The organism is Streptoalloteichus hindustanus (assembly GCF_900129375.1).
Taxonomy (GTDB): Bacteria; Actinomycetota; Actinomycetes; order Mycobacteriales; family Pseudonocardiaceae; genus Streptoalloteichus; species Streptoalloteichus hindustanus.
Genome location: NZ_FQVN01000005.1, coordinates 128,471 through 142,038, shown reverse-complemented (window position 1 = coordinate 142,038; position 13,568 = coordinate 128,471). Strand labels below are relative to the sequence as shown.

At 71.6% G+C, this 13,568-nt stretch carries 14 protein-coding genes; 8 read left to right on the top strand and 6 right to left on the bottom strand.

Features of this window, described 5'->3' with window-relative positions:
- Window positions 1-360: 360 nt before the first annotated feature.
- From BUE43_RS16645 to BUE43_RS16635, 3 genes are all read left to right on the top strand, one after another.
- Complete coding sequence (locus tag BUE43_RS16645) at window positions 361-1,752, top strand: CBM96 family carbohydrate-binding protein (RefSeq protein ID WP_073484165.1); 1,392 nt, start codon at window positions 361-363, stop codon at window positions 1,750-1,752.
- A 67-nt stretch (window positions 1,753-1,819) separates the two neighbouring features.
- Window positions 1,820-3,091, top strand: coding sequence for an MFS transporter (locus BUE43_RS16640; RefSeq protein WP_073484163.1), 1,272 nt, complete (start codon window positions 1,820-1,822; stop codon window positions 3,089-3,091).
- A complete protein-coding gene (locus tag BUE43_RS16635) occupies window positions 3,088-4,074 on the top strand; it encodes a TolB-like translocation protein (protein ID WP_073484161.1) in 987 nt (328 codons plus the stop codon). Before BUE43_RS16640 ends, BUE43_RS16635 begins: the two co-directional genes overlap by 4 nt.
- 83 nt (window positions 4,075-4,157) lie before the next feature.
- Here BUE43_RS16635 and BUE43_RS16630 read toward each other — a convergent pair whose 3' ends face one another.
- Window positions 4,158-4,637 (bottom strand): GyrI-like domain-containing protein, encoded by a 480-nt coding sequence (locus BUE43_RS16630; protein WP_073484160.1) that lies wholly within the window; start codon window positions 4,635-4,637, stop codon window positions 4,158-4,160.
- 135 nt (window positions 4,638-4,772) lie between these two features.
- Window positions 4,773-5,228, bottom strand: coding sequence for a MarR family winged helix-turn-helix transcriptional regulator (locus BUE43_RS16625; protein ID WP_073484158.1), 456 nt, complete (start codon window positions 5,226-5,228; stop codon window positions 4,773-4,775).
- A gap of 81 nt (window positions 5,229-5,309) precedes the next feature.
- On the opposite strand from BUE43_RS16625, the gene BUE43_RS16620 reads away from it, so the two are divergent.
- Window positions 5,310-5,747 carry a DUF5313 family protein gene (locus tag BUE43_RS16620; RefSeq protein WP_073484156.1) on the top strand — a complete coding sequence of 146 codons (438 nt, stop codon included), beginning with the start codon at window positions 5,310-5,312 and terminating at the stop codon, window positions 5,745-5,747.
- A 100-nt stretch (window positions 5,748-5,847) separates the two neighbouring features.
- Here BUE43_RS16620 and BUE43_RS16615 read toward each other — a convergent pair whose 3' ends face one another.
- On the bottom strand, window positions 5,848-6,498 hold the full coding sequence (locus BUE43_RS16615; RefSeq protein WP_073484919.1) for a TetR/AcrR family transcriptional regulator: 651 nt from the start codon (window positions 6,496-6,498) through the stop codon (window positions 5,848-5,850).
- Between the two features lie 54 nt (window positions 6,499-6,552).
- On the opposite strand from BUE43_RS16615, the gene BUE43_RS16610 reads away from it, so the two are divergent.
- The 3 genes from BUE43_RS16610 to BUE43_RS16600 all read left to right on the top strand — a co-directional run bounded on the left by BUE43_RS16610 (window position 6,553) and on the right by BUE43_RS16600 (window position 9,540).
- Window positions 6,553-7,614 carry an FAD-dependent monooxygenase gene (locus tag BUE43_RS16610; RefSeq protein WP_073484154.1) on the top strand — a complete coding sequence of 354 codons (1,062 nt, stop codon included), beginning with the start codon at window positions 6,553-6,555 and terminating at the stop codon, window positions 7,612-7,614.
- 76 nt (window positions 7,615-7,690) lie between these two features.
- Entirely contained in the window at window positions 7,691-8,266 is a 576-nt protein-coding gene (locus BUE43_RS16605) for a helix-turn-helix domain-containing protein (RefSeq protein ID WP_073484153.1), read from the top strand.
- The gene (locus BUE43_RS16600; RefSeq protein WP_234995760.1) at window positions 8,263-9,540 is read left to right on the top strand and encodes an MFS transporter; all 1,278 of its coding nucleotides are present in this window, start codon (window positions 8,263-8,265) and stop codon (window positions 9,538-9,540) included. Before BUE43_RS16605 ends, BUE43_RS16600 begins: the two co-directional genes overlap by 4 nt.
- 109 nt (window positions 9,541-9,649) lie before the next feature.
- On the opposite strand, the gene BUE43_RS16595 is transcribed toward BUE43_RS16600, so the two are convergent.
- Entirely contained in the window at window positions 9,650-10,279 is a 630-nt protein-coding gene (locus BUE43_RS16595) for a TetR/AcrR family transcriptional regulator (protein ID WP_073484914.1), read from the bottom strand.
- Window positions 10,280-10,317: 38 nt separating this feature from the next.
- Here BUE43_RS16595 and BUE43_RS16590 point away from each other — a divergent pair, with 38 nt between their 5' ends.
- Window positions 10,318-11,481, top strand: coding sequence for a hypothetical protein (locus tag BUE43_RS16590; protein WP_073484151.1), 1,164 nt, complete (start codon window positions 10,318-10,320; stop codon window positions 11,479-11,481).
- 79 nt (window positions 11,482-11,560) lie between these two features.
- Here the strand turns inward: BUE43_RS16590 and BUE43_RS16585 are convergent, their stop codons facing one another.
- A complete protein-coding gene (locus tag BUE43_RS16585) occupies window positions 11,561-12,694 on the bottom strand; it encodes a phospholipase D-like domain-containing protein (protein ID WP_073484149.1) in 1,134 nt (377 codons plus the stop codon).
- 167 nt (window positions 12,695-12,861) lie between these two features.
- Window positions 12,862-13,527, bottom strand: a complete 666-nt coding sequence (locus BUE43_RS16580; protein WP_073484148.1) for an ArsR/SmtB family transcription factor — start codon at window positions 13,525-13,527, stop codon at window positions 12,862-12,864.
- Window positions 13,528-13,568: the final 41 nt, after the last annotated feature.

Here is a 13,568-nt window from a genome sequence, read left to right as displayed (position 1 = left end):
GGACCTCCTCTCAACACTCCACAATGGACGTTCCTGCCGCCGTCACAGTGAAACCTCGACGGCCGTTGGTCCACACCACACGGCGAAAGCTCCGGTAGTCCCATCATCCGGCGACGACGGAGTCCCACCAGGTACATCCACAATGGACAGTCCGAAGGGGGAGGTCCGGCGACCACTGAGGACACCCCGACCAACGGACTCAACCGCTCGTCCCAGTCGACTGCGCCGAACGGCCCACAACGGGGGTATTCGTTCATCTCCCCGTCACCCAGTGATCCGCGCCACATCACCCGCCGACGCGCGCCGATCCCTAGCGTTCCCCACGCCCTGACCAGGGCGCCGAACGCGAAGGGAAATCCCATGAGCAGACGGAAGGCCGCCGTCTCGGCGGCCGTGATCAGCCTCGTCAGCGCCACCACCGTCGCCGTCCTCACGTCGGCCGGCATCGCGCCGGTCGCCGCGGCGGCGACCACCACCTTCACCGCCGTGGCCGACACCCACGTCGACAACAGCGCCGCCAGCACCAACTACGGCACCTCCGGCCAGCTCGGCGTGGACAACTCGCCGATCAAGCGCACGTTCCTCAAGTTCACCGTCTCCGGCCTCACCGAGACGGTGAGCAGCGCCAAGCTGCGCGTCCACACCGACGACGTCGCCGGGGCCGAGAGCGACAACGGCGGCACCTTCCGGTCGATGTCCAACACGACGTGGTCCGAGACCGGCGTCACCTGGAACAACCAGCCCGCCATCGACGGCGCCACCCTCGGCTCGCTGGGCAGCGTCGCGCGCAACACCTGGTACGAGATCGACGTGACGTCCTACGTGACGGGCAACGGGACCTTCAGCATCGGCGTCACCTCCGCCAGCAGCAACGGCGCCGACTACGACTCCCGGGAGACCGGCGCCACCGCGCCGCAGCTCGTCGTCACCACCGGTACCACCCCTCCCCCCAGCGGCGACCCGGTTCTGGTCGGCGCGGGCGACATCGCCACCTCGGGGTCGGCCGACTCCGCGACCGCCAACCTGCTCGACGGCATCTCCGGAACCGTGTTCACCGCCGGCGACAACGCCTACCCGGACGGCACGGCCTCGGACTTCACCAACTACTACAACCCCACGTGGGGCCGGCACAAGGCGCGCACCCGCCCCTCGCCCGGCAACCACGACTACCACACCCCCGGCGCCTCGGGTTACTTCAACTACTTCGGCGCCAACGCGGGTGATCCCGCCAAGGGCTACTACTCCTACGACCTCGGCAACTGGCACGTCGTCGCGCTGAACTCCAACTGCTCGGCCGTCGGCGGCTGCGGGGCCGGGTCGCCGCAGGAGCAGTGGCTGCGCGCCGACCTCGCCGCCAGCACCAAGCCGTGCACCGTGGCCTACTGGCACCACCCGCGGTTCACCTCGGGCTCCACCCACGGCCCCAACACCGCGGTCGGGCCGCTGGTCCAGGCGCTCTACGACAACAACGCCGACGTCATCGTCGCGGGCCACAACCACCAGTACGAGCGGTTCGCGCCGATCAACCCGAGCGGCGCGCTCGACACCGCCCGCGGCATCCGGCACTTCGTGGCCGGCACGGGCGGCGCGGGCCTGTACTCCTTCGGCACCATCCACCCGAACAGCCAGGCCCGCAACAACACCACCCACGGCGTGCTCAAGCTGACCCTGCACTCCAACAGCTACACGTGGGAGTTCAAGCCCGTCGCGGGCAAGACCTACACCGACAGCGGCACCACCAGCTGCCACTGACCCCGTCCCCGGACCGGCCGCCGCGCTCCTCGCGGGCGCGGCGGCCCCCACGGAAGGTGTTGTCCGCATGTACCTGGCCATGATCGGCAGACCGAAGACCGGCGCCGGCGAGGGCGGTCGACGCGGCTGGGCGGCGCTCAGCGGCAACGTGCTCGCGCTCGGCACCGTCAGCCTGGTCACCGACATCTCCGCCGAGATGGTCGCCGCCGTCCTCCCCCTCTACCTCGTCGTCGGCCTCCACCTCAGCCCGCTCGCCTACGGCGTGCTCGACGGCGTCCACACCGGAGCCACCGCGCTGCTGCGACTGGTCGGCGGGTACGTCGCCGACCGGACCCGCCGGCGCAAGACCGTGGCGGGCCTGGGTTACGGGCTCTCCGCCGCCGCCAAACTCGGCCTGCTGGCCGCCGGGAGCTCGGCGTCGGCCATCGGCCTCGTGATCACGGTGGACAGAGCGGGGAAGGGCCTGCGCACCGCCCCCCGGGACGCGTTGATCACGTTGTGCACGCCCCCGTCCGACCTCGGTCGCGCGTTCGGCGTGCACCGCGCGATGGACAGCATGGGCGCCTTCGCCGGCCCGCTCGTCGCGTTGGCCGTGCTCGCCGCGGCCGGCGGCGCCTTCGCCCCCGTCTTCGTCACCAGCTTCTGCGTCGCGGCCATGGGTGTGCTCATCCTGGTGCTGTTCGTGCGCGACCACGCCGGTGCGCGTCCGCCCCAGGGGACTGTCCCACCCCGCGCCGTCGTGGGTCTGCTGCGGGACTCCGGCGTGCGGCGGCTGCTCCCCGCCGCGTGCCTGCTCGGCCTGACCACCGTGGGCGACGGCTTCGTGTACCTGTTGTTGCAGCGCCGCGAAGATCTCGCGCTGGCGTGGTTCCCGCTGCTCGCGGTCGGCACGAGCCTCGCCTACCTCCTGCTCGCCGCCCCGTTGGGAGCACTGGCGGATCGCGTCGGCCGGGTGCCGGTGATGCTGGGCGGGTACGGCGCGCTGGTCGTCGTCTACCTGTTGTTGTTCGGCCCCCTGTCCGGCTGGCCGCTGATCGTCCTGGTCCTCGGCCTGTACGGCGCCTTCTACGCCGCCACCGACGGAGTCCTGATGGCGCTGACCGGGACGCTGGTCCCCGAGGGGACGCGCACCACCGGCATCGCGATCGTCCAAAGCGGACAGGCGGTCGCGTACCTGGGCTCGTCCGTCCTGTTCGGACTCGCCTGGCAGCTCTGGGGGCCCGAGACCGCCAGCCGGCTCGCGGCGCTCGCCGTGGTGGTCGCCATCGGCGCCACCGCCCTCCTGCTGATCCGCCGGAACCACCCCACCCCCGCCGAGCCCGTGGAGAACCCCTCGTGACCGCACTCAGCCACCGCGCCCGCCTGCTGGTCGCGGCGCTCGCCGCCGTCGCGCTCACCGGCGTCGCCGTCGTCTCCGTCCGGATGGCCGCCGGGGCCGGCGGAACCGACGCCACCCCGCCGACCCAGGCCAACCTCGCGGAGGGCCCCCGGCTCCAGGTGCTCACCAACGGCCAGCTCTCCGTCGTGTCCGCCCAGGACCCCGGCGGTCCGCGGACGGTCACCGCCGTGCGGTGCGACCGCGCCCACGCGGCGGCGCACGTCGTCGTGTGCCTCCGCCCCGTCGAGGCGCTGCGCACGACCCAACTCGTCGTCCTCGACCGCGACCTGCGCGAGCAGCGATCCGTCGACCTCGCCGGGATTCCCAACCGCGCCCGGGTCTCCCCCAGCGGCCGACTGGTCGCGTGGACGCTGTTCGTCGACGGCCACTCCTACGCGACGGGCGGGTTCTCCACCCAGACCGGCATCCTCGACACCCGCTCCGGCCAGATCGTGAAGTCGCTGGAGGAGTTCACGGTGGCCAGGGACGGCCAGCCCTACCGGGCCGAGGACGTGAACTTCTGGGGCGTGACCTTCGCCGACGACGACAACCGCTTCTACGCCACCATGTCCACCAACGGCCACCGCTACCTCGTCGAGGGGGACCTCGCGGCCCGCACCGTCCGCACCCTCGCCGACAACGTCGAGTGCCCGTCCCTCTCTCCCGACGGCACCCGCGTCGCCTTCAAGGCCGCGGTCGACGGCGACCCCGGGCGCGGCTGGCGTCTGTCCACACTGGACCTGGCGTCGCTGCGGGCCACGGCGCTGAGCGAGACCCGCAGCGTCGACGACCAACCCGCCTGGCTCGACAACACCACCCTCGCCTACGCGCTGCAACGCGAGGACGGCACCAACGACGTCTGGTCGGTCCCGGCGGACGGCGCGGCGATGCCGCGACTCCTGGTTCCCGGAGCCAACTCCCCGGTGTTCCTCAGCGAGGCCTGACCGGACGACGACGCGCCTGCCCCACCGAACAGGCCGAGGGACCAGGAGAGCACCGGGCTCCTGGTCGTCAGGCGGCCCGCCGGTCAGGGGCAGGCGCTGCCGGCCTCCCGCACCGGGCACTGGAGCTCGACCACCCGGCGGCCCTCCTCGTCCTCCAGGTGAACCTGGCGGTACGGGCCACGAGCTTCCAGACCGCGCTCCGCGAGCGCGACGTCGAGCGCGTTCCACGCGCCCTCGACGTCCTCGACCGGGCCTTGGTAGGCCACCACCGCCGCCCGGTCCTCACCGGGCAGTTCGGCGAGTTCCAGACCCGCCACCGGTTGCGCGCCCGGGTCCAGCAGGGTCCCGACCGCGACGTCGATCTTCGAGCCGTCGGGCCGGCCGTAGTAGGTGCGGACGACCCGGCCGTCCAGCGGCACGCCGGCCGCGGTCAGCCGGGTGTTCAACGCCCCGAGCAGGTCATCGACCATGGCGGGGATCTCGTGGGTCTCGTCGACCTCGCCGCTGAGCTGGGCGAGTCGGAGCGCGGGCAGCGGCTCCAGTCGCAAGGCGCCGTCGGTCATGATCAGCCCTCTCTCGATCGGCCGGACACGGCACAGTCAACCGTTGTCCGACCGGCGACGCGACCACGACTCGCGGGAGAGCCGAGGAACACCACGTGACCGAACCGTCCACAAAGGAGGGTCACTCGCGCGTCGTCAGGACTCCCCGGCGGTCGCGGCGGCGATGACCCGGGTCAGCACGGCGTGCAGCTCCTGGAGCTCGGCCACCTCCATCCCGAGCTTCTCCACCACCTCGTAGGGGATCTTCTCCGCCTCGCGCCGCAGTTCCCGGCCCGCCGCCGTCAGCTCGACCAGCAGTTCCCGCTCGTCGGCCCGGTTCCGGCTCCGGGTGAGGTAGCCGATGGACTCCAGCCGCTTGAGCATCGGCGACAGCGTCGCGGGCTCGGCGCGCAGGGTCTGGCACAGGTCGCGCACCGAGCGCGGCGACCGGTCCCACAGCGCGAGCATGACCAGGTACTGGGGGTGCGTCAGGCCGTGCGGCTCCAGCAGGGGGCGGTAGATCCCGATCACCGCCCGGGAGGCGACGGACAGGGCGAAGCAGACCTGCCGGTCCAGCGCGAGGGGGTCCTCCCCCAGGTCGATCCGCGGCATGCGCTCCCTCACATCATTAGTTAGTGCATTAACTGTTAGTCTACTGGCGACGAGACCGCGAGCGAGAGAGGTGGGTGTCTCGTGGGGGCCGCCCGACCGAACCCGATCCAGTGGCTCTGGTACGCGGTCGGCGGCCGCCTGCCGGCGCGGCTGAACGAGTGGGTCCTGCACGACGTCACCTGCCCCAGCTGGGTGTGGCGGCACACCGCGCGCAGCACCGTCGTGATCAGCCCGTTCACCCTCGCGTGCCTGCTCGTGCCGGGTCCGCTCTGGGTCCGGCTGGGCATGATGGGGCTGGCCGTCCTGGTCGGCTACTACTTCTCCTTCTCCTACATGGTGGAGAGCTGCGAGCACCGGGCGGCCAAGCACGGCCACGCCCCGGGAACCGCGCACGGGATTCGCCAGGCCGCGAGGGAAGAAGCGCATGCGGAGGCGAACGCGCGGGCACGGGCCCGCTACGACGCCCGCTACCGCCAGGACACCCCCGCCCACATCGCCCCGGACGCGGAAACCCGGTAGAAATCCGCTCGGCCACTCGGTTTCCGCTCCCGCGTTAACCGGTCTCGACCCACTGGCACCGTCGGGCCGCCCCGATTTCCCGCTCCGCGCTGCCAATCCGTCACGTCGCGGTTCGCATTCCACGCAGCAGAGCGGCAATCGCGGCCTCGGGATCGAAGTCCGGCTCCGGATCGGCGAGTTGGTTGGTCAGCAGACCCTCGATCAGGGCCAGCAGGAGCGTCAGCTGCCTGGCCGGGTCGGGAAGGCCGAGCGCGGCGACGATGGGCGTGGCCCATGCCGTGAGCTTCCGCTTCCCCTCGACCACCCGCCGCCGGAGCGCCGGGTTCGTGGCGGCCTCGGTGAACACGGCGTGCCTGGCCAGCGTGAGGGCGCGGTGGCGGGTGGCCAGATCGCGCACCAGGCATCCCAGGGTCGACACGAAGGCGTCCTGGTCGGTCCCTGTCGGTCGATCGGGCACTACCAGTCGATCGGACACCGCCAGTCGATCGGACACTGTCGGTCGATCGGACACTGTCGGTCGATCGGACACCGTCAGTCGTTCGGTCACCTGCCGCCAGCCGTCGATCTCCAGTTCCAGCACCCGGTCGATCACACCGCCGAGCAGCGCTTCCCGCGTGCGGAAGCAGTTGGAGGTCGAGCCGGCGGGCAGACCGGCCCGCTCGTCGACCGCGCGGTGGGTGAGTCGCCGCAACCCCTGCGCGCCGAGCACCTCGATCGCGGCGTCGAGGACCTGTCGCTGCCTGGTGGACACCGACACAGACTACATCCGTAGTCCGGCGCACTACAGATGTAGTAACTTGCGGCCATGGGACGAACAGCGGCCATCGTCGGCGGCGGGATCGGCGGCCTCGCGACAGCGATCGGACTGCACCGCGCGGGTTGGACGGTCACGGTGCGCGAACGCTCGGCGGGTCTGCCGGAAACCGGGACAGGGCTTGGAATTTGGCCCTCCGCACTGCGCGGGTTGGACCGGCTCGGGCTGGGTGAGCGAGCCCGAGCGCTCGGGCGACGGCAACCCAACGGCGCCATCCGCCGACCGGACGGCACCCGGATCGCCACGCTGGACATCGACCTCGTGGCCCGCCGTCAGGGCGAGCCGGTGCACCTGCTGTCCCGCCCGACGCTGCTCACCCTGCTCACCACGGCGCTGCCCGACGGCGTCGTGCGGTTCGACTCGCCGGTCAGCGACGCGTTGGCGCTCCGCGACGACCACGACGTGGTGGTCGGAGCGGACGGCATCCACAGCGGAGTGCGGCAGGAGATCTTCGGGGACCGGTACCCGCTGCGCTACTCCGGAGCCACCGCGTGGCGTGGCACGGTGTCGCTCGACATCGACGCGGGCGGCGAGACCTGGGGAGCCGGAGCCAAGTTCGGCCTCACACCCCAGGAACCGGGCCGCACCAACTGGTACGCGATGGTCGCCGCGCCGGAGGGGCACCAGCCGCCCGACGGCGATCTCCCCGCGCTGCGCCGGATCTTCGGCGGCTGGCACGACCCCATCCCCCGGGTCCTCGACCTGATCGGGGAAGAACGGCCGCTGCACCACGACCTCCGGCACCTGACGCCCCTGCCGACCTTCGTCCACGGCACGGTGGCGCTGGTCGGCGACGCGGCGCACGCGATGACACCCGACCTCGGCCAGGGGGCCTGTCAGGCGATCCTCGACGGGGTGGCGCTGAGCGAGTCCCTCATCGCCGAACCCGACGTGCCCACCGCGCTGCGCCGCTACGACCACCTCCGGCGCCGCCCCACCCAACGGATGGCCGCGATCTCCTCCCGTGTGGGCCGACTGGGCCAGGTCCGGCGGTTCACCCTCGCCCGCGACTGGGTCGTGCGCGCCGCGCTCGCCTTCGGCCCGCCGAGCTGACCTCCGCCGGCGCCACACCGGCGGGGAGTGAGAAGAACTCTTTGCAAAGAGTTCTTCTCACGCTAGGGTCCGCCAGGTGAGCGAGTCACCACCCAGCGCGAAGAAACTGGACGCGCGCAGCCTGCGCGGCCTGGCCCACCCCCTGCGGGTGCGCCTCCTCGGCCTGCTCCGCGTCGACGGACCGGCCACCGGCGCGATGCTGGCCACCCGGCTCGGCGAGGACCGGGGCAACATCAGTTGGCACCTCCGCCAGCTCGCCGAGCACGGGTTCATCGTCGAGGACGCCGAACGCGGGACGAAACGCGAACGCTGGTGGCGCGCGGCGCACGCGTACACCGAGCTGACCGTGCACGACTTCGTGGACGACCCGGAGTCGCGCGAGCCGCTGGCGCGGTACCTGCGCGCGAGCCTGGAGCTGGACTTCCTGCGGGCCGCCGCGTTCTCCCTCGACGACTGGCCGCGCCAGTGGCAGGAGGCCGTCGAGTTCAGCGGGTGGCGCGTCCGCCTGACGCCGGAGCGGCTCCAGGCGGCCGTCGCCGAGATCACCGCGATCCTCAACCGGCTGGAGACCGAGCCCGACGCGGACGGCGAGAGGGTCGTCATCCAGCTCCAGGCGTTCCCGCACCGCGGTGACGGGACGGCCGCGCCGTGAGCACGATCACGCGGCCGCGCCGGCAAACCCTGTTACGCCACCGGAACTTCCGGCTGCTCTGGTTCGGGGAGACCGTGAGCCAGATCGGGACGGCGGTCACCACCGTGGCGTTGCCGCTGGTGGCCATCGAGACGCTGCACGCCTCCACCTTCCAGATCGCCGTGCTGGAGTCGGCGGTCTGGTTGCCGTGGCTGCTCATCGGGCTGCCCGCCGGGGCGTGGGTGGACCGGCTGCGCCGCCGGCGGATCATGTTGTCCTGCCACGCCGTGTCGGCCACCCTGCTCGCCAGCGTGCCGTTGGCGGCGTGGGCGGGGGCGCTGACCATCGCGCACCTGCTGCTGACCGCGCTGGGGCTGGGCGTGTGCGCGGTGTTCGCCATGACCGCCTACGAGGTCTTCCTCCCCGCGGTCGTCGCACCCGACCACCTCGCCGAGGCCAACGCCAAGGTGCGGGGCAGCGAGTCCAGCGCGCAGATCCTCGGCCCCGGACTCGGCGGTCTGCTGGCCCGGCTGTTCGGTCCGGTCGCGGGGCTGCTCGCCAACGCGGTGAGCTTCTTCGTCTGCGCGTTGTGCCTCGCGCGGGTCCGCGTGGCGGAAACGGTCGATCCCGCCCCGCGCCAGCGCGGGGACCTCGTCAGGGAGATCCGCGACGGGCTGCGGTTCATCGTGCGCGACCCCTACCTCCGCCCGTTCACGCTCTACGCGGCCTCCGCCAACCTCATGGGCGGAGCGCTGACCGCGATCGTCGTGGTGTTCCTGGTGCGTGAGGTCGGCGTCGACTCGGCGATCGCCGGCGCGCTGATCTCGGGCGGCGGGGTGGGCGGCGTGGTCGGCGCTCTCCTCGCCCGGCGCGTGATCGGGTGGTTGGGCACGGCGCGCAGCATGGTGGTCGCCGAGCTCGTCGCCATGCCGTTCGCGTTGATGGTGCCGCTGACCACCACCGGGCCGGGCCTCGTGTTCTTCGTGGCCGGCACGTTCGTGTTCAACGCGGGGGTCACCGTGAGCAACGTGATCATCGGCAGCTTCCGGCAGACGTACTGCCCCCGGCACCTGCTCGGCCGCGTCACCGCGAGCGGCCGGTTCCTCTCCCTCGGCGCGTTGCCCGTCGGCGCGCTGCTGGGTGGCGCGCTGGCCACCTACGCGGGGCTCCGGGCGGGAGTCTGGATCATCTCCTGCCTGCAGATCCCGGCCGTGGTCATCCTGCTGCTCTCCCCCATCCGCCGCCGCAGGGACATGCCGACCGAACCCGCTTCCGAGCCCGCTTCCGGGCGCTGACACCGCCGCGCACCAACTTTGCCAGCCCCGGCAGCGTCCACTGTGGACTCGGTGTCCCGGATGACGTTCCGGGGCTGGCGGAGCAACGGGACAGGGAGCGACGGGGAACTCAGCGAGTGGGACGGCGGACGGCGAGCTCGAAGGCGGTGGCCAGCTCGGCGGCGTAGTCGTCCACGTCGGTGTCCGGACGGGCCAGCAGTTCCGCCGGGGTGGCCTCCAGCGCGGCCAGCACCGCCACCGCCATCGCCCTGGGCGAGAACTCCCGGAGCTCGCCCTCCTGTTGCCCCTCCTGGAACATCTCCGCCAGATCGGCGAGCGTCTCCTCCCGCTGCCGCTCCGCCCACGCGCGCGCCTTCGCCGCGTCACCGGCCCCGGCGGCGATCTGCGCCACGGCGACCATCTCGGGCACGTGGTCCGCGCAGTACCGCACGAAGCCCTCGACGAGGGCGCGGAGCGCGGCCGCGTAGCTGGCCGCGCCCTCGGCCCGGCGGGCCAGCACCCGTTCCATCGACGCGTGGACGCTGAGCATCACCTCCATGATCAGCTCCTCGCGCCGGCTGAAGTGGTAGGTGATCAGGCCCGGGCTGATGCCGGCCCGCCGCGCGATCCGCGCGAACGACGCCTTGGCGTACCCGTCCTCGGCGATGGTCTCGATGGCGGCCCGGACGATCTGCCCCCGCCGCGCCTCCTCGATGAACGACCGCCGACCCTGGCCAGCCGACTCGTTTTCTGGTTGCATGACCAGCATCCTAGTCACGTCACTAGCGAGGGGGCTCGATGACGGAGGGGAAGCTGAACCGCGCCACGTTCCTGCGGGCGGCGGCGGTCGGTGGACTGGTGGCGGCGGGCGCGGGCCTGGGCGGGGGCGCGGCGTTCGCCGGAGAAACGTCCGCAGGGGGCGCGTCCGCTGGGAGCGCGTCCGGACGGCGGTGGCGCGCCGGGGTCACCTACGCCACGGGAATCCGGGACGCGCCCGGCGCGCCCCTGGACCGGCCGCTCTGGAGCCGGGCCCTGATGGAGCAGGAGATCAACACGATCCGGCACGGCCTGCGGTGCGACTCGCTCGTGGTGTTCGGCAGCGACGTCGGCCGCCTGACCGACACGGCCACGGCGGCGTTGGAGCGGGGGATGCGGGTGTTCGTGCAGCCGCGCCTCTACGACCACCCGCAACCGGAGATCCTCGACCACCTGGCCGAGACCGCGCGGGCGGTCGAGCGGCTGCGCCGGCGGTGCGGGGACCGCGTCGTGCTCGTCGTCGGCTGCGAGTTCTTCCTCTTCGTGCCGGGAATCGTGCCCGGCGCCACCTTCCTGGACCGGATCGCGAACCTCCAGAAGATGCCGCCGACGGAGTTCCCGGGCATCTGGCGTCGCCTGGACGAGTTCCTCCGCCGCGCCGCCGCGGTCGCCCGCGCGCACTTCCACGGTCCGATCACCTACGGATCGGCGCACAGCGAACCGGTCGACTGGTCGCTGTTCGACATCATCGGCGTGGACTACTACGAGTTCTTCCGCACCGACGAGGAGTACCGCAAGGACCTCGCGCGGTACCAGGAGTGGAAGAAGCCGGTCGTCATCCTCGAGTTCGGTTGCTGCACCTACACCGGCGCCCCCGAACGCGGGGGCATGGGCTGGGACGGCGTGATCGACTGGGAGGCGAAACCGCCCCGGGTCAAGGAGGGCTTCGTCCGGGACGAGCGGACGCAGGCCGACCACATCGCGCGCATGCTCTCCATCTTCGAGGCCGAAGATCTCATCGGCGCGCACGTCTACACGTTCATCAGCCCGGACTGCCCCCACTCCCCGAAGCGCGAACTGGACTTCGACCTCACCACGTACAGCGTGGTCAAACTGACCCGTGAGCGCTACGAGGATCCCGCCTCGCCGTACCGCATCGAGCCGAAGGAGTCGTTCCGCGCCCTGGCCCGGTACAACCGCCGCTGACCCGGCTCTCCTGGGCATCCCGGCGCCTCACGGGAAACCCCGACACGCCAACGGTTCTCGGGCGGACGGGCCGGGATGCTCAGGAGGCGGCGGACGCGCGCATCGCGTTGAAGTTGGCGCGGTACTGGTCGTGGATGGCGTCGGAGCGGATGCGCAGCAACGTCTCGTCGTTCTCCCGCAGGGCGGCGTTGGTGTAGTTGTGGCTGCCGGTCATGACCCACTTGCTGTTCTTCACACCGGCGTAGGTGCCCTCGATCAGCATGTACTTGGAGTGGACGATCTGCGCGCCGTCGATCTGCCGCAGCACGATGCGGTCGTGGTTGCTCAGGTGACCGCGGCTGCCGGCGTCCATCGTGGTGTAGATGACCTCGACCCAGCACTTGCGGTCGGCCAGTTCCCGGAGCTTGCGGGCGATCGCGTCGCGGCTGAAGTACCACATGCCGATCCGGATGATGGTGCGGCCGGACTTGGTGCCGACGGTGGTGTTGCCCTCGCAGGCGACGTTGTCGTCGAGCATGTTGTGGATCGTGTCGGTCGAGGCGCCGTTCCCGGCCCTGGGGAAGAAGTACGCCTTGCTGTTGTCGCCGCTGACGGTGCGGTAGTAGTCCCCGTCCTTCTTCTTGGCCGCGAGGTCGCGGAAGTAGGACAGGTACCCGTTGTAGAGCCCGGTGTCCCCGACCAGCGTGACCGCGTTGTTCCAGTACTTCTCCGCGTTGTCCTTGGTGAGGTTGGCCGAACCCTGCACCACGACGTTGGACGAGCCGTTGGTGTGGGAGAAGAGGAAGAACTTGTTGTGCATGATGGGGGTTCCGACGTTGCCGATGCACGCCGCTCCCTTGGTGCACAGCACCACCCAGGACGGCTTGGCGCGGTCGGTTCCCAGCGCCTTCACCAAGTTCCTGACCGCGGCCCCGTCCGCGGACGAGTGGTCGACGACGAGGCGGACCTTCACCCCGCGGTCCCGCGCCGCCACCAGGTCGTCGGCGATGGCGGTGTCGCTGAAGTGGTAGATCGCGATGTGGATCTCCGAACCGGCGGCGGCGCCCTGGATCAGCGACCGCAGGTGCCGGACGATGGCGTACTGCCGCGCCGGATCGGTCGGCTTGTTGAACACCGCGCCGGAGGCGACCGCGACGGCCGGGCTGGCCGGGGTGGCGAGGAGCAGCGCGGCCAAGGCGGTGAGAACGGCCAGCGTGCCACGGACGAACCGCATCGACTCTCCCTCCGTCGGGACGTGACGCGCGCTCCGGGCAGCGCTCCCCCAGCCAGCGCCGCACGTCCGTGTCCCCCGCGGGGTTCTGGTCCGACCATCATGTGTGGTCACTCGGCGGGACACACTCCGCCAATCGCGCTATCGCGCTCGCGCTCTCGCGGCGGGAGTCACTCGGCCTCGCGGCGGGCGCGCTGCCCGACCCGGTGCCAGCGGGTGAAGCCGCCGGCCAGGGGGCGGGCGTCGTAGCCCAGTTCCCGCATCAGGCGCACGGCCTTCGGCGAGGCCACGCAGTAGGGGCCCTGGCAGTAGGCCACGATCTTGGCGCCCCGGGGCAGCTCGTCCAGCTTCTCCCTGATCTCCGTGCTGGGCAGGGAGATCGCGCCGGGAACGTGGCCGGTGGCGTACTCGTCGGCGGAGCGGATGTCGAGGACCACCAGGTTCGGGTCGTCGAGGCGGCGTTGGAGCTCCTCGACGGTCACCGGCTCCATGACGGTGGGGTCGCCGAGGTGGTCGGCCACGGCCCGGCGCAGGTCGGCCAGCCGTTCCTCGGCGAGGTCCTGGAGCTGGCCGAGGAACGCCGACACCCCGGGGGCGGCCAGCCGGTAGTGGACCCGGGTCCCCTCCTTCCGGCTGGCCACGAGGTTAGCGGCGCGGAGCTGTTGCAGTTGCGCGGAGGTGTTCTTCACCGACACCCCCGCCTCCTCTGCCAACTGCTCGACCGTGCACTCGCCCTGGTCGAGCAGGTCGAGCAGGCGCAGCCGGACCGGACTGGCGATGGCCTTCCCGATGCGCGCGAGCTGCGCGTAGATCGGCTCCTCGACGAACTCGCCCATGTGGTCCTTCCGTTCCTCGCCTCCCAACCTAACGCGCCGCG

Excerpts from the sequence above, each read along its gene's own strand:
- BUE43_RS16580 (WP_073484148.1), bottom strand. The coding sequence starts at position 13,527 with ATGGGCGAGTTCGTCGAGGAGCCGATCTACGCGCAGCTCGCGCGCATC.
- BUE43_RS16640 (WP_073484163.1), top strand. The coding sequence starts at position 1,820 with ATGTACCTGGCCATGATCGGCAGACCGAAGACCGGCGCCGGCGAGGGC.
- BUE43_RS16610 (WP_073484154.1), top strand. The coding sequence starts at position 6,553 with ATGGGACGAACAGCGGCCATCGTCGGCGGCGGGATCGGCGGCCTCGCG.
- BUE43_RS16630 (WP_073484160.1), bottom strand. The coding sequence starts at position 4,637 with ATGACCGACGGCGCCTTGCGACTGGAGCCGCTGCCCGCGCTCCGACTC.
- BUE43_RS16645 (WP_073484165.1), top strand. The coding sequence starts at position 361 with ATGAGCAGACGGAAGGCCGCCGTCTCGGCGGCCGTGATCAGCCTCGTC.
- BUE43_RS16595 (WP_073484914.1), bottom strand. The coding sequence starts at position 10,279 with ATGCAACCAGAAAACGAGTCGGCTGGCCAGGGTCGGCGGTCGTTCATC.
- BUE43_RS16590 (WP_073484151.1), top strand. The coding sequence starts at position 10,318 with ATGACGGAGGGGAAGCTGAACCGCGCCACGTTCCTGCGGGCGGCGGCG.
- BUE43_RS16625 (WP_073484158.1), bottom strand. The coding sequence starts at position 5,228 with ATGCCGCGGATCGACCTGGGGGAGGACCCCCTCGCGCTGGACCGGCAG.
- BUE43_RS16585 (WP_073484149.1), bottom strand. The coding sequence starts at position 12,694 with ATGCGGTTCGTCCGTGGCACGCTGGCCGTTCTCACCGCCTTGGCCGCG.